18 protein-coding genes are annotated in these 17,740 nt (G+C 67.0%); 14 read left to right on the forward strand and 4 right to left on the reverse strand.

The features are described from left to right. Positions 1–69 precede the first annotated feature (69 nt). Entirely contained in the window at positions 70–735 is a 666-nt protein-coding gene (locus MRS60_RS25230; protein WP_243565751.1) for an O-methyltransferase, read from the reverse strand. A gap of 48 nt (positions 736–783) precedes the next feature. Here MRS60_RS25230 and MRS60_RS25235 point away from each other — a divergent pair, with 48 nt between their 5' ends. From MRS60_RS25235 to MRS60_RS25245, 3 genes are all read left to right on the forward strand, one after another. Beyond that, positions 784–1,461 (forward strand): TetR family transcriptional regulator, encoded by a 678-nt coding sequence (locus MRS60_RS25235; protein WP_243565752.1) that lies wholly within the window; start codon positions 784–786, stop codon positions 1,459–1,461. Positions 1,462–1,990: 529 nt separating this feature from the next. Continuing rightward, positions 1,991–3,379, forward strand: a complete 1,389-nt coding sequence (locus tag MRS60_RS25240) for an NCS2 family permease (RefSeq protein WP_243565753.1) — start codon at positions 1,991–1,993, stop codon at positions 3,377–3,379. Between the two features lie 213 nt (positions 3,380–3,592). Next, positions 3,593–4,186: a hypothetical protein gene (locus MRS60_RS25245; protein WP_034181714.1), complete on the forward strand. Its 594-nt coding sequence runs from the start codon at positions 3,593–3,595 to the stop codon at positions 4,184–4,186. Positions 4,187–4,195: 9 nt separating this feature from the next. Here MRS60_RS25245 and MRS60_RS25250 read toward each other — a convergent pair whose 3' ends face one another. Further along, complete coding sequence (locus MRS60_RS25250; RefSeq protein ID WP_243565754.1) at positions 4,196–4,597, reverse strand: CopD family protein; 402 nt, start codon at positions 4,595–4,597, stop codon at positions 4,196–4,198. After that, on the reverse strand, positions 4,594–4,902 hold the full coding sequence (locus tag MRS60_RS25255) for a DUF3817 domain-containing protein (RefSeq protein ID WP_111019019.1): 309 nt from the start codon (positions 4,900–4,902) through the stop codon (positions 4,594–4,596). Before MRS60_RS25255 ends, MRS60_RS25250 begins: the two co-directional genes overlap by 4 nt. Positions 4,903–5,010: 108 nt before the next feature. Between MRS60_RS25255 and MRS60_RS25260 the strand changes: the two genes are divergently transcribed. From MRS60_RS25260 to MRS60_RS25275, 4 genes are all read left to right on the forward strand, one after another. Further along, on the forward strand, positions 5,011–5,958 hold the full coding sequence (locus MRS60_RS25260; RefSeq protein WP_131949152.1) for a GlxA family transcriptional regulator: 948 nt from the start codon (positions 5,011–5,013) through the stop codon (positions 5,956–5,958). Positions 5,959–6,097: 139 nt separating this feature from the next. Then, positions 6,098–7,018, forward strand: coding sequence for a LysR substrate-binding domain-containing protein (locus MRS60_RS25265; protein ID WP_165948156.1), 921 nt, complete (start codon positions 6,098–6,100; stop codon positions 7,016–7,018). Positions 7,019–7,244: 226 nt separating this feature from the next. Next, on the forward strand, positions 7,245–8,027 hold the full coding sequence (locus tag MRS60_RS25270) for an ABC transporter substrate-binding protein (RefSeq protein ID WP_111019021.1): 783 nt from the start codon (positions 7,245–7,247) through the stop codon (positions 8,025–8,027). 197 nt (positions 8,028–8,224) lie between these two features. Beyond that, complete coding sequence (locus tag MRS60_RS25275) at positions 8,225–9,340, forward strand: succinylglutamate desuccinylase/aspartoacylase family protein (RefSeq protein ID WP_034181709.1); 1,116 nt, start codon at positions 8,225–8,227, stop codon at positions 9,338–9,340. Between the two features lie 135 nt (positions 9,341–9,475). Here MRS60_RS25275 and MRS60_RS25280 read toward each other — a convergent pair whose 3' ends face one another. Then, positions 9,476–10,282, reverse strand: a complete 807-nt coding sequence (locus MRS60_RS25280; RefSeq protein WP_105391074.1) for a MetQ/NlpA family ABC transporter substrate-binding protein — start codon at positions 10,280–10,282, stop codon at positions 9,476–9,478. A gap of 307 nt (positions 10,283–10,589) precedes the next feature. Between MRS60_RS25280 and MRS60_RS25285 the strand changes: the two genes are divergently transcribed. From MRS60_RS25285 to MRS60_RS25315, 7 genes are all read left to right on the forward strand, one after another. After that, entirely contained in the window at positions 10,590–11,750 is a 1,161-nt protein-coding gene (locus MRS60_RS25285) for a porin (RefSeq protein WP_034181707.1), read from the forward strand. A gap of 206 nt (positions 11,751–11,956) precedes the next feature. Then, positions 11,957–12,217 carry a DUF2866 domain-containing protein gene (locus tag MRS60_RS25290; protein WP_011548992.1) on the forward strand — a complete coding sequence of 87 codons (261 nt, stop codon included), beginning with the start codon at positions 11,957–11,959 and terminating at the stop codon, positions 12,215–12,217. A gap of 124 nt (positions 12,218–12,341) precedes the next feature. Beyond that, positions 12,342–12,725, forward strand: a complete 384-nt coding sequence (locus MRS60_RS25295) for a DUF6232 family protein (RefSeq protein ID WP_243565755.1) — start codon at positions 12,342–12,344, stop codon at positions 12,723–12,725. A gap of 210 nt (positions 12,726–12,935) precedes the next feature. Further along, positions 12,936–13,163 carry a hypothetical protein gene (locus MRS60_RS25300; RefSeq protein ID WP_034181704.1) on the forward strand — a complete coding sequence of 76 codons (228 nt, stop codon included), beginning with the start codon at positions 12,936–12,938 and terminating at the stop codon, positions 13,161–13,163. A gap of 247 nt (positions 13,164–13,410) precedes the next feature. After that, a complete protein-coding gene (locus MRS60_RS25305; protein ID WP_243565756.1) occupies positions 13,411–15,681 on the forward strand; it encodes a TonB-dependent hemoglobin/transferrin/lactoferrin family receptor in 2,271 nt (756 codons plus the stop codon). A 49-nt stretch (positions 15,682–15,730) separates the two neighbouring features. Continuing rightward, positions 15,731–16,822, forward strand: a complete 1,092-nt coding sequence (locus tag MRS60_RS25310) for a hemin-degrading factor (RefSeq protein ID WP_105391078.1) — start codon at positions 15,731–15,733, stop codon at positions 16,820–16,822. Further along, a complete protein-coding gene (locus MRS60_RS25315) occupies positions 16,804–17,736 on the forward strand; it encodes a heme/hemin ABC transporter substrate-binding protein (protein WP_432207838.1) in 933 nt (310 codons plus the stop codon). Before MRS60_RS25310 ends, MRS60_RS25315 begins: the two co-directional genes overlap by 19 nt. Positions 17,737–17,740 lie beyond the last annotated feature (4 nt).

Below are 17,740 nucleotides of genomic sequence, written 5' to 3' on the forward strand. Positions count from 1 at the left end.
ATCAGTTTTCCTATCTTTGATGAATGGAAGCATGAAATCGTCCGTGCCATCGTTACGGCTGCGACGTGCTCAGCGTATCCGCATCGACAGCTCGACATCGCCGCCGAACGGCACCGACAGATAGCCGTTTTCCGGTGCGCGCACATAAGCGAGGTAGTCGGGGCTGTATTCCGCGTTGTCGGCGACGACGAACGCACCCGTCCCGAGCCGCGGTTCGACCAGCGCGAGTATCTCGGGATACAGCGCCTTCGCGCCGTCGAGCAGCAGCAGGTCGACCGTATCCGGAAGATCGGCGGCCAGCGTGCGCAGCGCATCGCCTTCGCGAATCTCCACGAGATCGGCAAGCCCGGCGGCCGTCAGGTTCGCCCGCGCGCGCACGACCTTCGACGGCTCGAACTCGCTCGTGATCAACCGGCCGCTGCCGTTGTCGCGCAGCGCGGCCGCGAGATGCAGCGTCGAGATGCCGAACGACGTGCCGAATTCGACGATCGCCCGCGCGCCGCGGCTGCGCGCGAGCATGTACAGCAGCGTGCCCGTCTCGCGCGATACGGCGAGCGGGTAATCCTTCAGGCGCGCATAAAAATCGGCGTAGTCGGTCTTGCTGCGCATCAGTCGCGCGTGCTCGTCGTGCGACAGGTCGGCAAAGTCCGGGCTCGTCGCGGGCGACGACGCGTCGGCCTCGTCGAACAGGCGCTCCAGCAGCGAGGCAAGCGGGTCGAGAATCAGGGTGGTCATGCGAATCTCCGGTATCGGGTTGAGTGCGTCGTTGCACCCGATTAGAATATGACGAACTATTCAGGTTTTACTATTCGCATTGGCAAACCGCTCATGACCGACCGCCGAAACACCCGGATCGCCACGCGCAAACAGCCCCAGCAGGCGCGCTCGACCCGCCTCGTCGAGGACGTCCTCCAGGCCGCTGTTCAGGTTTTGGCCAGCGAAGGCGCGCAGCGCTTCACGATGGCGCGCGTCGCCGAGCGCGCCGGCGTGAGCGTCGGTTCGCTGTACCAGTACTTCCCGAACAAGGCGGCCGTGCTGTTCCGGCTCCAGCACGACGAATGGCGGCAAACGACCGAGATGCTGTGCGGCATACTGCAAGACACGCAGAAGACGCCGCCCGAGCGGCTGCGCACTGCCGTCCACGCGTTCATCCGTTCGGAATGCGAAGAGGCGAGCATGCGCATCGCACTCGACGACGCCGCGCCGCTCTATCGCGACGCGCCCGAGGCGCAGGAAGTGAAGGCCGAGGGCAACCGGATCTTCAGCGCGTTCATGCGCGAAGCGCTGCCGGACGTGTCCGACACCACCCATGCGCTCGCCTGCGAGCTGATCAAGACGACGCTCACGACGGGCGGCAAAGCGTTCTCCGAAACCGAGCGCACGCCGGCAGAAATCGAAGCCTATTCGGTCGCGATGTCCGACATGTTCTGCGCGTATCTCGAGCAGCTCGCGCACAGCTGACGCATGGAAGGACGCAAGAAGCACATGCTCACGGCAGCCGTATCGTCCGGATACAGTTTGCCCGCGCCCGCGAATCGCGTCACGCACCCCCATTTCCACCGGCCTTCGCGGCCGCAATGAAAGATATTTGCAATATTCGAGGCACCTCCCGCTTCGACCCAGCCCGCCGACCCCGCATTCAAATAGTCGCCTTAACGGATTCGAACTAGGCGTATACACGCGTTCCGGCACGACGAAGCCCCGTTTCACGCCGATATAAGCGCTGCGACATGCGCTGCATGCTCTTCCCCCAATGGGACGTGATGAGCCGTTCGCCTAACCTTCGCTACGGCAAAGCACACGTGACGGGGTCGACCACACCGCGCATCGTACGACGCGACACGCTCGCGATCGTTTCGATTCGCGCGTAACGACACGGATCGCGCGTCATTCGTCCCCACGACGTTGCCGACAATTCCAACCAGATTCGAGACACCCTGACGACGGTTCGCTACGGGCCGTTTCAGCATGCTGATAAAGGAGCAAGCTCATGAGTGATACCCCGGTGCAGCCGACGGTCGGCGTCGGCGCGGAAGAAACTGACTTTGGCACCACGGGAGTCATCGACCGGTACTTCGGCATTTCGTCGCGCGGCAGCACGCAGCGCCGCGAAATCATTGCCGGCGTGACCACGTTCCTCGCGATGGTCTATTCCGTGTTCGTCGTGCCCGGCATGTTCGGCAAGGCCGGCTTCGACACGAGCGCCGTATTCGTCGCGGTCTGCCTCACCACCGCGTTCGGCTCGCTGCTGATGGGCCTGTGGGCGAAGCTGCCGATCGCGATCGGCTGCGCGATCTCGCTGACCGCGTTCACCGCGTTCGGCCTCGTGCTCGGCAAGGGGCTGCATCCGACGGTCGCGCTCGGCGCCGTGTTCCTGATGGGCCTCGTGTTCACGGGCATCTCGGTCACCGGCGTGCGCTCGTGGATCCTGCGCAATCTGCCCGCGGGCGTCGCGCACGGCACCGGCATCGGCATCGGCCTGTTCCTGCTGCTGATCGCGTCGAACGACGTCGGCCTCGTGATCAAGAATCCGGGCGCCGGCCTGCCGGTCTCGCTCGGCCAGATCACCGCATTCCCGGTCATCATGTCGGTCGTCGGCCTCGCCGCGATCTTCGGCCTCGAAAAGCGTCGCGTGCCGGGTGGCATCCTGCTCGTCGTGATCGCGATCTCGGCGTTCGGCCTCGTGTTCGACCCGGCCGTGAAATACCACGGCATCTTCGCGCTGCCGTCGCTGAGCGCACCGGGCCATGCATCGCTGATCGGCGCGATGGACATCAAGGGCGCGCTGTCGATGGCCGTGCTGCCGAGCGTGCTGGCGCTGGTGATGACCGCCGTGTTCGACGCGACCGGCACGATCCGCGCGGTCGCCGGGCAGGCCGGCCAGCTCGACGAGAACGGCCGCATCATCAACGGCGGCCGCGCGCTGACCGCCGATTCGCTCAGCTCGATCTTCTCCGGCTTCCTCGGCGGCGCGCCGGCGGCGGCCTACATCGAGTCGAGCGTCGGCGTGGCCGCCGGCGCGAAGACGGGCCTCGCGGCGGCCGTGGTCGGCCTGCTGTTCCTCGTCGTGATGTTCTTCTCGCCGCTCGCGGGCCTCGTGCCGTCGTACGCCACCGCACCCGCGCTGATGTACGTCGGCCTGCTGATGCTGGGCAGCGTGAGCAAGCTGCACATGGACGACATGGTCGACGCGATGTCGGGCCTCGTGTGCGCGGTGTTCATCGTGCTGACCGCGAACATCGTGACGGGCATCATGCTCGGCTTCTCGACACTCGTGATCGGCCGCATTGCGAGCGGCGAATTCCGCAAGCTCAACGTCGGCACCGTGCTGATCGCGGCCGTACTCGTCACGTTCTATCTCGGCGGCTGGGCAATCTGACCGCGGATCATGCGCGACGTCGCCGGCAGAAAGACGGCGCGCATCGGGGCGACAACGTCTCCTCCACCATCATCGTTGATGGTCTCCAGGCCTGGGAACGCGAGTTTCCGGGCTTTTTTTGTCGAAGCGGCGCGGTGCGATGCGCATCGCCGAAGCGGCGCGGCGCGAATTCGCGCCCGGTGCTACGATCGAGCTTTGCCTTCAGGAGCCGCCATGAACGCGCTCGGCATCGTCTCCGAATCGAGCACCCGGACCTCGGCGCGCAAGCCGCCGTTCATCCCGTCGTTCGGCTTCCACGAAGTGCACGAATCGCGGCCGATCCATGCGTCGCCGGCCCGCATCATCGACGCGGTCGCGTCGCTCGACATGCGCGCCGATCCGGTCATCGATGCACTGATGACGGTGCGCGAATTCCCGACGGCCATCGTCGACACGCTTCGCAACGGGCCGGCCCGAGGCGAACGCGCGCGTTTCGGTTTCCACACGTTCACGCTGCTTCACCGCGACGACACGTCGCTGTCGCTCGGTCTCGTCGGACGCTTCTGGCGCCCGACGACCGACGTGCGCGCCATCGCCGATGCAACGGCCTTCGTCCGCCACGACGACCCACGCGACGCGAAGCTGGTGCTCCGGTTCGAAGTCGTCGGGCTGGCATCGGGTGCGTACATCCTGCGTACCGAAACCTTCATCCACTGCCCGATCGCACGGACGCGGCGGCTGTTTACGCCGTACTGGCTCGCGATCCGGCTGGGGAGCGGGTGGATCCGTCGCCGCATGCTGGCGACGGTCGAAACGGCGCTGGCATAAGCCAACGCATCAAAACGGCTTGATCACGACCAGGCCGACGACGATCCCCGTCGCGACCACGACAGCGCCCGCTGCCTGACCGAGCCATTGCGCGGGCACGACGACGAGATCGTCGCGCTCCATGCGCCGCAACGTGCCGGCCAGCATCCCGTGCAGCGCCGACAGCGCGGCGACGACCGCGAGCTTCACCGACAGCCACGCAGCGCCGAACCAGTGTCCGCTCAGCGCGATCGCAATCCCCGTGATCCAGACGAGTGCGAGCGCGGGCGCCGTCACCGAACGATCCCAGCGCCGCACCGCGCGATGCACGGCGAGGTTGGCGATACGGACGCCGACGGACAACATCAGCAGCCCGCCGACGAACGTGACGACAGCGACGACGTGCGCGGCCTTGAGCAGCAGGTAGATCATTGCGCGTGCCTCCTGCGCGCGATCCAACCGGCGCTCGCCAGCCCCGCGAACGGCACGACGGCCGACAGCACGAGCCGCGCGACGTCGCCCTTGCTCCACAGCCCGCTCGACGCGGTGCCGACGACCGCCCACACATACATCGCGAAAGCGATGCCGTGAATCGGGCCCATGATCGATACCGCCACCGGATAACCGGCCAGATGCTTGAGCGGCACCGCAATGCACACCAGCACGACGAGCGTGGTCGCCTCCAGCAGCGACAGGTATTGCAGGTTGCGCAACGCATTGCGATCGTCTTGTTTCATCGATGGGCCCCCAAGGTTGGTCAGCCGCAATTATGGCGTGTGGTACGGGCCCGATCCATTGGCTAGAATGCCATCTTTAAACGGATTCTGGCCACGGCCTCGAACGCCATGCATACGGTCGCCGTCCTCGCTTTGCCCGATGTCGTCCCGTTCGATCTGGGCGTCGCATGCGACACGTTCGCGCGCGTGCGTTCGCCCGGCGTCGAGCATGCGTACCGCGTGCGCGTGTGCAGCGAGCATGCGCGCGTCGCCGGCGACCTGTTCGAACTGCGGCCCGCGTTTCGTCTCGATGCGCTCGCCGACGCCGACACGATCGTCGTCCCCGGCACGTCCGTGCCGCTTGCGCCTACGTCGCGCCGCGTGATCGCGGCCCTGCGCGCGGCGGCCGCGCGCGGTTGCCGGATTGCGTCGATCTGCAGCGGCGCGTTCGTGCTCGCGGAAGCCGGGCTGCTCGACGGCCTGCGCGCGACGACGCACTGGCTGGCGGCCGGCGAACTCGCGCGCCGCTACCCGAACGTGACGGTCGACCCGAACGTGCTGTTCATCGACAACGGGCAGATCCTGACGTCGGCCGGCGCAGCGGCCGGCCTCGATCTGTGCCTGCACATGATCCAGGCCGACTACGGCGCGGCGGTCGCCGTCGACGCCGCACGCTACGCGGTGGCGCCGCGCGTGCGCGAAGGCGGGCAGGCGCAGTTCATCGCGCCGGAATGGCCGGCCGGCACCGACGGGCTGCAGAGCCTGATGGACTGGCTGCAGGCCAACCTGCACAAGCCGCTCACGCTCGACGCGATGGCCCGCAAGGCGTCGACGAGCGTGCGCACGCTGACGCGGCGCTTTCAGGAGCAGACGGGCACGTCGCCGCGGCAATGGCTGCAGACCGCACGCGTCAGGCATGCGCAGCAATTGCTGGAAGTCACGGAGCTGTCGATCGAACATGTGGCAACGGAGGCCGGGTTCGGTTCGGTCACCGCGTTTCGCGAGCGGTTCGCGCGCATCGTCGGCACGTCGCCGCAGCGGTATCGTCACGCGTTCCGCGCGCGGTCCGGCGCATGACGCTCGCTGCGCATCGGCACCCGACGCTTCGCCCCGGCGACGTGAACCCGCGCGCACAATCGTCAGGATCGCTACCGGAGGCCGCCGCCCCCGCCATCTCGCCCGCCAAAGCTCCTTTCGCGCCAACCGGACCCGACCGATGACCCGCATCCGCAATCCCCTGAACATCGCACAGCTCCAGGCGTTCGTCTCCGCCGCGCATCTCAAGAGCCTGCGCGCCGCCGCGCGCGAACTCGGCGTCACGCAGCCCGCGATCACGCACACGATCCGCGAACTCGAAACGGCGCTCAACGCGGAACTGCTCGCGCGCAGCGTGCGCGGCGTCGAGCTGACCGCCTGCGGCCATGCGCTGCTGCCGCGCGCCGAGCAGTTGCTCGGCGACATCCGCCGCACGGTCGAGGCCGTCGAGCAGGTGAAAGGCGAGATGTCGGGGCGCGTCGCGGTCGGCACGATGCCGTCGATCGCGCTGACGGCGCTGCCGCACGCGGTGACGGCGTTCCGCCGGTCGATGCCGAACGTCAGCCTGCATCTCGAGGAAGTGACGGTGCCCGACGCGCTCGCGCAGTTGCGCAACGGCACGCTCGATATCGCCGCGATGCACCATGTGCCCGCGCTCGACCGCGATTTCACGCAATCGCCGCTGCTGTCGACCGAATTCACCGTCGTGATGCGCGAAGGCCACCCGCTCGCGCATGCGCGCCGATTAGAGGAACTGCTCGACGCCGAGTGGATCGTCACCGTCGGCGCCGAGCAGTTTCCGCACAGCGTGATGGTCGGGATGTTCGAGGCGCGCGGGCTGCCGCTGCCGAAACGCCTGCTGAGATCGCCGATGTCGTTCGCGGTGACGCTCGGGCTCGTCGCGCGCTCGGACGTGATCGGCTGCTTCACGCGCCCGCTCGCCGCGATGGTCGCGCCGCTCGGCATCCGCACGGCCGAACTCGACGAAAGCATGCCGCGCTTCGACCTGTCGATCATCGCGCGGCGCGACATGCTGCCCACGCCCGCCGTTTCGCAATTCGTCACGTGCCTGCAGCGGGCGGTCAACGAAACGCTCGGCTGAATCGTTCCTGTGTCTGAAACGGTCGCGCGCGTCCGCGCGCTGCCGCCGGGCCCGGTATCGGGGCTTGTCCTAGGCGCCCTGCCGGTATTTTGTCTTGATAATCTCCGCACGTCGCGCGCCCGCATCGGGCGGGCGAAACGGACAGTCCGGCACGAAGCCGTGCCGGACCGAAGGCTTACGGCGCGGCACAACCGCGCACCCATCGAACAAAACGAGGAGTCACCGAGTGAAAAAGATTCTTGCGGCTGTGACCGTGGCCCTGCTTGCCGTATCGGCCGGCAGCGCGTACGCGAAGGACTGGACGACCGTGCGGTTCGGCGTCGACGCGAGCTACCCGCCTTTCGAATCGAAAGGCCCCGACGGCAAGGTGGTCGGCTTCGACGTCGACCTCGGCAACGAAATCTGCCGCCGCATGAACGCGAAGTGCGTGTGGATCGAAAACGACTTCGACGGGATGATCCCGGCACTGAAGGCGCGCAAGTTCGACGGCGTGCTGTCGTCGATGTCGATGACGCCGGCGCGTCAGGAACAGATCGGCTTCTCGTCGAAGCTGTTCAACACGCCGACGCGCCTCGTCGCGAAGAAGGGCGCCGGCCTGCTGCCGACGGCCGAATCGCTGAAGGGCAAGTCGATCGGCGTCGAACAGGGCACGATCCAGGAAACCTACGCAAAGACCTACTGGGCGGCGAAGGGCGTGAAGGTCGTCCCCTACCAGAACCAGGACCAGGTCTATGCCGACCTGATCGCGGGCCGTCTGGACGGCGCGCTGCAGGACGCGGTGCAGGCCGAGATCGGCTTCCTGAAGACGCCGCGCGGCGCGGGCTTCGATTTCGCCGGCAAGGATATCGACGATCCGAAGACGCTCGGCAACGGCGCCGGCATCGGCCTGCGCAAGGAAGACACCGACCTGAAGGCAAAGATCGACAGCGCGATCGCCGGCATGCGCAAGGACGGCACGTACGACAAGATCGCGAAGAAGTACTTCGACTTCGACGTCTACGGCAAGTAATACGGCAAGCAAGCGAGCAATTCGCTTCGACGCAAACGGGCTCCGCGAGGAGCCCGTTTTTTTTCCGCACCAACCCCATGATTCTCAAGGAAAATCAGCGTGCTCCGGCACCGGTTTGATGGCGGCGACGCAGGCAACGTACAATCGATCTTCCACGCACACCGGATCATTCGCGGCTGCGCCGCACTCCCCTCATCATGCAAACGCAGACCCATCCGCTGATTTCCCCCGCCGTCGGCACCGAACGCCAGATCACGAGCTTCCACTACGGCCCGCGCGGCGGCAAGAAGGTCTATATCCAGTCGTCGCTGCACGCGGACGAACTGCCCGGCATGCTGGTCGCCGCGCTGCTGCGCCGCAAGATCGCCGCGCTCGAGACGGCCGGCAAGCTGCGCGGCGAAGTCGTCATCGTGCCCGTGCCGAACCCGATCGGCCTGTCCCAACACGTGTTCGGCGATCACCTCGGCCGCTTCGAGCTCGGCTCGATGCAGAACTTCAACCGCAATTTCTACGATCTCGCGGCGCTCGTGCTGCCGCGCGTCGAAAGCCGGCTCACGCACGACGCGCAGCGCAACCTCGTCGCCGTGCGCGCCGCGATGCGCGAAGCGCTCGACGAGCAGAAGCCGCGCACCGAGCTCGACTCGCAGCGCCTCGCGCTGCAGAAACTGTCGTTCGACGCCGATATCGTGCTCGACCTGCACTGCGACAGCGATGCGGTGATGCACCTCTATACGAATCCCGATCTGTGGCCGGACGTCGAGCCGCTGTCGCGCTACCTCGACGCGCAGGCGTCGCTGCTCGCGCTGAATTCGGTCGGCAACCCGTTCGACGAGATCCACAGCTTCTGCTGGTCGGATCTGCGCAGCCGCTTCGGCGACCGCTTCCCGATCCCGAACGGCGCGATTTCCGTCACGGTGGAACTGCGCAGCGAACGCGACGTGTCGTACGAGTTCGCCGAAAAGGATTCTCAGGCGATCGTCGAATACCTGACCGAGCGCGGCATCGTCGACGGCACGCCGGCGCCGCTGCCGCCGCTCGCGCATCCGGCCACGCCGCTCGCGGGCACCGATCCGCTCGTCGCGCCGGTGTCCGGCGTGATCGTGTTCCGCACGCCGGTCGGCGCGATGATCGAGGCCGGCCAGGAAGTGGCCGATATCGTCGATCCGCTGACCGATCGCGTCGTCACGCTGAAGAGCAGCGTGTCGGGCGTGCTGTATGCGCGCCAGATCGTGCGCTTCGCGACGGCCGGCATGGAAGTCGCGCGGATTGCCGGCGCGACCGCGATCCGCACGGGTTCGCTGCTGTCGGCCTGAGCGCTCGGCCTGCGCGCCCGGTAACGGCGCGCATCGACGCGTTCCAACACGCACCAATGAAATCGCCCGCTTGCGCGGGCGATTTGCTTTCCGACAGGCCCGGCGATCCGGCCGGGCGGCGGCACGCGTGAACGTTCAGAATGCCGGCACAATCGCGCCGCCGAACTTCTGGTCGATGAACTTGCGCACGTCGTCCGATTCATAGGCCGCGACGAGCTTCTTCACCCACGGCTTGTCCTTGTCCTGCGCGCGCACCGCGATCAGGTTCGCATACGGCCCGCGCAGATCCTCGATCGCGATCGCATCCTTCACCGGCGTGAGCCCCGCCTTCACCGCGTAGTCGGTGTTGATCGACGCAGCATCGACATCGGGCAGCGCGCGCGGCAACTGCGCGGCATCGAGTTCGACGATTTTGATCTTCTTCGGATTCTCGGCCACGTCGAGCGGCGTCGCGTTCACGCCGTTCGTGCCGGCGCCCGGCTTCAGCTTGATCACCCCGTATTTCTGCAGCAGCAGCAGCGCGCGGTTGCCGTTCGACGGATCGTTCTGGATCCCGACCTTCGCGCCCACCGGCAAGTCCTTCAGCGACTTGATCTTCTTCGAATAGAAGCCCATCGGCGCCGTATAGGTGAGCCCGACGTTGACGATCCGGTAGCCGCGCTGCTTGATCTGGCTGTCGAGGAACGGCTGGTGCTGGAAGCCGTTCGCGTCGAGGTCGCCCGAATCGAGCGCCGCGTTCGGCTGCACGTAATCGTTGAATTCGATGACCTTGATCGCAAGCCCTTCGCGCGCGGCCACTTTCGTCACTTCGGTCCAGATCTGCGCGTCGGGGCCGCTCATCGTGCCGATCTTCAGCGTTTGCGGGTCGGCGTGCGCGCCGGGCGCCGCGAATGCCAGCGCCGCGGCGAGTGCGCCGAGGCCGGTCAGGATCGAACGTCGCATGGTGTCCTCTTGTCCCGTGTCGTTGTTGAAGCTCGGATCGTGGCACGGGGCCCGAACACCGCCAACCAAGCTTATTTCATGTGCATATTCCCGATCCGGATCGAATCTCAGCCGAAATCGGTATAACTCCCCGCTATACAACCGGGCAGAATCCAATGTCGCATCGGCGCCACACATTCTTCATATGACAGTCGCTGTCATATTCATTACGTGGCCCGCCGATAAAGTTGCCGCCGGTCCGTGAAAGCGCCCACAGAGAGCGCCGGAACCGCAACTGGACACGCCATTTATTCGCTCGGAGAATCCTTTGAACAAGAAACTGTTGACCATCGCCGCCCTCGCAGCAACGGCCGGCACGGCACACGCGCAAAGCAGCGTGACCCTGTACGGCGTCATCGATGCCGGTATCAGCTACGTGAACCACAGCAAGACCGCCAACGGCGGCTCGGGCAAGCTGTTCAAGTACGACGACGGCGTTGCCCAGGGCAGCCGTTGGGGCCTGCGCGGCACCGAAGACCTCGGTGGCGGCCTGAAGGCGATCTTCGTGCTCGAAAACGGCTTCAACAGCGGCAACGGCACGATCGGCCAGGGCGGCGCGATCTTCGGTCGCCAGGCTTACGTCGGCCTGAGCCAGTCGCAATACGGCACGGTCACGTTCGGCCGCCAGTACTCGTTCTCGACCGACGTGCTCGGCTCGAACTACTCGACGGGCGGCAACACGGTCGCGGGTAACTACGCGTACCACGTGAACGACGTCGACCAGCTCACGTCCAGCCGCATCAACAACTCGGTGAAGTTCCAGAGCGCGAACTACGCCGGCTTCACGTTCGGCGCGTTGTACGGCTTCTCGAACTCGACCGACTTCGCCGGCGCACCGGCCACGACGTCGGGCACGACGACGACGGCAGGCTCGTCGCGCGCATACAGCTTCGGCCTGAACTACGCGAACGGCCCGTTCGCCCTCGGCGCCGCATACACGGACATCCGCTTCCCGAGCCAGTCGACGCCGGCGTTCTCGACGACGATCGCGAACATCAGCACGGGCAACATCCGCGACCTGCGCACGTATGGCGTCGGCGGCCGCTACATCTTCGGCCCGGCGACCGCATGGCTGCTGTGGACGCGCACGCAGTTCACCCCGCTCGCGAGCGGCGCATCGGGCACGTTCTACAACGCATACGAAGCAGGCCTGAAGTACGCGATCACGCCGGCCCTGTCGGCAGCAGCCGGCTACACGTACACGAACGCAACGCAAAGCGGCAGCTCGGCGCACTGGAACCAGGGCAACCTGGCGCTCGACTACGCGCTCAGCAAGCGTACGGACGTGTACGGCCTCGTCGTCTACCAGAAGGCGTCGGGCAACAACGTGCAGGCGCAGATCGGTTCGAGCACGAGCTACTTCAACACGTCGGGCAACGGCTCGTCGAACCAGCTCGCCGCTCGCGTCGGCATCCGTCACAAGTTCTAAAGCATCCGCTTAACTCGCGGATCACGACGGCAAGAAGCGCCCCGCTCCACGCGGGGCGCTTTTTTATCTGCTTTTAAGTTTCGCTTAATTCTGGGCTGAGAGGATGCTCTCACCCCCCCTGTTGGCCGCCTGAGCATCGGCGGCTTTTTTTTTAAATGCCGACGGCGCCGCCATCGATTGCCAACAAGACAGGATCGGAGGCCATGATGATCGAAGATACCGTTTTCAGCCATCTGCACGCGATTCTGACGTGCCAACACTCGCTGCCGGTCCAGAGTTGCCGCGTATCGGTAGAAATGCAGCGCCCATGGGGCCGCCCGTACCGGCTCGTCGAATGGACGATGCATCTCGACGCGCCCGCGCGGCGCCAGATCGTGCCGGCCGAATCGACCGACGAAGAGATCGCCGAGGTCGTCGCGTCGCACGTGCCGGGCCGGCTTTACGGCGACGGCCGCCTGCAGTTCTGAACGGCTCCCTGTTCCACCCGCTTCCCGAGTTTCGGCCGCCCCGCACGCATCGTGCGGCAGTCGGTCTCGTTTGACGCGGCAACGAAACCTGCTACGCTGCGCGTTTTCGTCCACGCAACACACGATGGAAAACGCATTCAACGAACGCGGCGTCATGATCACGCGCAACGGCCTGTCGGCCGCCGGGCAGGTATTCGCGCTGCGTGACATCCGCCACGTCGACGTCGTCAAGATTCCGAAAAACCGCGTCGTTCCGTCGCTGATCTCGCTGATCGGCGCGGCCGCCGCCATCGCGGGCGGCATCGGCGCATCGAGCGCCGCGCTCGTCGTCGGCGTGATGCTCGCCGTCGTCGGTTATCTCGCATGGGCCACGCAGGACATCACGTATCGCCTGATGGTCGAGATGCCCGACGGCAAGCGCGAAGCGCTGTCGAGCGTCGACGCCGAGTTCGTCGAACGCGTCGCGCAGGTCGTGCGCGACGCGCAGGCCGCGACGGCTGCCGGCTGATTCCGTTCGCATCGCTGCACGCTCCGGTTCGCGGTCCGCGGATACGCGCGGCACGTTTCGGCTCGCGCGGCGCATCGCAGCGTCGGTCCGAGTCGTCTTCATCGAATCGGCTTTCCGCGTCATCACCGTGAGCTCCGCGCCTGCGCTGCGTACGCCGACCGCCTAGTATGGAAAGAGCGGCCCGCCGCCGCATCGTCCGAGGAGGTCGGCATGAACGTCCAATTGCTGTCCGGCATGCTTCGCGCGCAGGAACTGCTGCTCGTGTCGATGATCCGTGCGCTTCCCCTTGACGAACGCCGCGCGCTCGTCGACCTCTACACCGAACAGATCGCGTTCGCCGAACAGGCGGGCCTCGAAAGCCACAGCGATCGCGCAACGCACGATGCGTTCATCGCGCATGCGCGCAACCTGCTGATCCGCATCGAAGCGCTGGCCTAGCGCTCGCTCGCCTGCGCGTTTCTCCCGAATTTCCCGCCGCGGCTGGCTCGAGCCGCGCAGGCAAGCGCTCGCCCGCACGGGCCGCTTTCCTTTCTTGTATTGATAATGATTCTCATTTACACTGGTAAAGTTATCAGTTTCTTCTTTCAATTCGCCGTTCGCCGCATCCCGCGCGCGAACGGGCCAGCCAGGTGAACGCGTCACCCAGCCAGCCTTCGGGCTTGTTTTCGTCAATGGGAGACCACCTGTGCATTGCTATCCGCTGGCGCGGCGGCCGATCTGCGCCGCGCTGTTCGGCGCGTTCGGCCTGTCCGCCGCCCCGGCTCACGCCGATTCGCCGCCGCAAGGCGCCACCCCGCCTCCTGCCGTCCTCGTCGCCGCGTCCGCGCGCGGCGATGCGGCGCTGCTCGACCCCGTCACCGTCACGGCCACCCGCACCGCCACCGCCGCGAGCCGCACGGCGGCGTCCGTGTCGGTGATCACCGACGACGATCTCGAGGAACAGCAGGCCGCCAACATCAAGGATGCACTGCGCTACGAGCCGGGCATCACGGTGCGCCGCACCGCGTATCGGCCCGGCAGCGCCGCGCTCGGCGGCGGCCGCGACGGCGATTCGAGCATCAACATCCGCGGCCTCGAAGGCAATCGCGTGCTGCTGATGGAAGACGGCATCCGCCTGCCGAACGCGTTCTCGTTCGGGCCGCTCGAAGCGGGGCGCGGCGACTACGCCGATCTCGACACGCTCAAGCGCATCGAGATCCTGCGCGGCCCGGCCTCGGCGCTCTACGGCAGCGACGGCCTGACCGGCGCGGTGAACTTCATCACGAAGGATCCTCGCGACCTGCTGTCGATCTACCACAAGCCCTATTACTTCTCGTTCCGGCCGAGCTACGACTCGGCCGACCGCAGCATCGGCGCGACCGTGTCGGCCGCGGGCGGCAACGACCGCGTGCAAGGGATGATCATCGCCGATGGCCGGCGCGGCCACGAGGTCGACACGCGCGGCAGCAACAACTCGGCGAGCACGCTGCGCACGACGTCGAACCCGCAGGACGTCTATTCCGAATCGCTGCTCGGCAAGCTCGTGCTGACGCCCACCGCGCGCGACACGATCAAGTTCACGGCCGAAACCGTGCAGCGGCGCGTGAGCACCGACGTGCTGTCCGCGATCAATCCGCCGAATACGCTCGGCCTCACGACGAACGACCGGCTCGAGCGCAACCGCTTCAGCGTCGACTACGATTTCCGCGACGACGCGTTCCGCTGGTTCCAGACCGCGCACGTGCAGTTCTACTACCAGGACGCGAAGCAGGACCAGTACGCGTTCGAGACGCGCGGCGCGCCGCTGAAATCGCGTTCGCGCGACAACCAGTACAAGGAACGCACGTTCGGCGGCTCCGCGTTTGCCGAAAGCGGCTTCGCGACCGGCCCGCTCGCGCACAAGCTGCTGTACGGCGTCGACGGCAGCCTGTCGCGCGTGACGAACCTGCGCGACGGCACCGTGCCGGGCGTCGGCGAAGCATTCCCGAACAAGGCATTCCCCGACACCGACTACACGCTGTTCGGCGCGTTCGTGCAGGACCAGATCGGCTACGGCCGCCTGCTCGTCACGCCGGGCCTGCGCTTCGACACATACCGGCTGAGCCCGACCGGAAACGATCCGCTGTTCACCGGCAAGGCCGTGTCGACGAGCGCGAACGAACTGTCGCCGCGCGTCGCCGTGCTCTACGAGATCACGCCTGCCGTCATTCCGTACGTGCAGTACGCGCACGGCTTCCGCGCGCCGACGCCCGACCAGGTCAACAGCAGCTTCTCGAACCCGGTGTACGGCTACACGTCGATCGGCAACCCGAACCTGAAGCCCGAGACGAGCGACACGTTCGAAGCGGGCCTGCGCGGCAAGGCCGGCACCGGCTACGGTGTCGTGCGCTACAGCGCGGCCGCGTTCACGGGCCGCTACCGCAACTTCATCTCGCGCACGACGATCGCCGGCAGCAACCGGCCTACCGACCCGTCCGTATTCCAGTACGTGAACTTCGCCGACGCGCGCATCCACGGCCTCGAAGGCCGCGCCGAATGGGCGATGCCGAACGGCATCACGCTGAAGACGGCGATGGCGTTCACGAAGGGCTCGACGCAGAACGACGGCGCAGCGAGCCAGCCGCTCAACACGGTCAACCCGTTCTCGGCCGTGTTCGGCGTGCGCTACGAGCCGGGCGAGCGCTGGTTCGTGCAGACCGACCTGCTGTTCCAGGCCGCCAAGCGCGACAAGGACATCGACAAATCCGACTGTTCGAACAAGGCGTGCTTCACGCCGCCGTCGTCATTCGTCGTCGACCTGCGCGGCGGCTACCGCTTCAACAAGCACGTGAGCGCGACGATCGGCATCCGCAACCTGTTCGACCGCAAGTACTGGAACTGGTCGGACGTGCGCGGCATCGCGGCCGATTCGCAGGTGCTCGATGCATATACGTCGCCCGGACGCACGGTCGCCGTCAGCATGAAAGTGGATTTCTGATGCGCGACGCCCGCGCTGCCACCCCAACCGTTACTTGAAGGAGTCCGACATGATGCAATCCGCCCTTCCCGGTCAACCGGCCGGCCCGGCCCGCGCGGCCGCCGCACTGCGCGACGCGTTCATCAAGCTCAAGACCGAGCGCCAGCTGCGCAACCGCGACGTCGCGCAGGCGCTCGGCGTCAGCGAAGGCGAGGCGCTCGCCGCATTCGTCGGCGAGCACGTCGTGCGGCTCGACGCGCGCTTTCCGGCGATGTTCGAGGAAATGCCGCGCCTCGGCCGCGTGATGGCGCTCACGCGCAACGACACGGCCGTCCACGAAAAGGACGGCGAATATGCGCAGATGAGCCATGACGGCCCTGTCGGACTCGCGCTCGGCGACATCGACCTGCGGATCTTCTATCGCCACTGGGTGTCGGCGTTCGCGGTGCGCGACGAGACCGCTCACGGCCCGCTGAAGAGCCTGCAGTTCTTCGACGCGCAGGGCCGCGCGATCCACAAGGTCTACCTGCGCGCGCACAGCGACCACGCCGCGTACGACGCATTCATCGAACGCTGGCGCGCACCGTCGCAGGAGCCGGGCCTCGACGTCGCGCCCGCCGCGCCGAAGACGCCCGAGCGCGCCGACACCGAGATCGACGTCGCGGGCTTCCGCGCCGCGTGGGATGCGATGACCGACACGCACCAGTTCTTCGGCATCACGCAGCGCTTCGGCGTGAGCCGCATGCAGGCGCTGCGCCTCGCCGATCCGCAATACGCATATCCGGTCGAAACCGCGCATGCGCTACGCCACGTGCTCGAACGGGCCGCGCAAAGCGGCCAGCCGATCATGGTGTTCGTCGGCAATGCGGGGATGATCCAGATCCATACGGGCCCCGTCGCGAACGTGCGCGAGGTCGGCGCATGGATCAACGTGCTCGATCCGGGCTTCAACCTGCACGTGCGCGAGGACCTGATCGCCGCCGCATGGGTCGTGAAGAAGCCGACGAGCGACGGCATCGTCACGTCGCTCGAACTGTTCGACCGCCAAGGCGACCACGTCGCGCTGCTGTTCGGCGAGCGCAAGCCCGGCAAGGTCGAACGCGACGACTGGCGCACGCTCGTCGCGACGCTGCCGCCGGCTGCATGCGGGGATGCGCGGTGAGCGCGCGATCGTTCGATCCGCGGCGCCGCGCGGTGCTGGCGAGCGCGGCGGCCGGCGCGCTCGCGGGCGCGCTGCCGTGCAGCGTGCTCGCACAAGCTGCGCAGGTCGCGCCGAAACGCGTGGTCGTGATCGGCGGCGCGCTCGCGGAAACCGCGTTCGCGCTCGGCGGCGCCGAGACGCCGCGCTACCGGCTCGTCGGCGCCGACACGACCTGCACGTATCCCGACGCCGCGAAGCGCCTGCCGAAAGTCGGCTATCAGCGCGCGCTGTCGGCCGAGGGGCTGCTGTCGCTGCGGCCCGATCTCGTGCTCGCGTCGGCGGAAGCCGGCCCGCCCACCGCGATCGCTCAGGTGAAAAACGCCGGCGTCGCGGTGACGACGTTCGCCGAACGCCACGACGTCGAGTCGGTGCGCGCGAAGATCACCGGCGTCTCGCAGGCGCTCGACGTGCGCGATGCGGGCGCCGTGCTGCTGCAGCGCTTCGATCGCGACTGGCAGGCCGCGCGCGACGCGGTCGCTGTACGCGCCCCCGGCGGCACTCAGCCGCCGCGCGTGCTGTTCGTGCTGAACCATACCGGCAACCAGGCGCTCGTCGCCGGCCAGCGCACGGCCGCCGACGCGATGATCCGCTATGCGGGCGCGCGCAACGCGATGCAGGGCTTCGATCACTACAAGCCGCTGACGACCGAGGCACTCGCGGCCGCCGCACCCGACGTCGTGCTGATCTCCGACGAAGGGCTCGCGGCCGTCGGCGGCCGCGCCGCGCTGCTCGCCACGCCCGGCTTCGGCGCGACGCCGGCCGGCCGCGCGCAGCGCGTCGTGTCGCTCGATGCACTGTTCCTGCTCGGGTTCGGCCCGCGCCTGCCGCTCGCCGTCACGACCCTGCACCGACGCCTGTCGGATGCGCTCGCCTGATTCC

Origin of the sequence: Burkholderia pyrrocinia (genome assembly GCF_022809715.1) — a bacterium.
In the GTDB taxonomy this organism is placed as follows: Bacteria; Pseudomonadota; Gammaproteobacteria; order Burkholderiales; family Burkholderiaceae; genus Burkholderia; species Burkholderia pyrrocinia_C.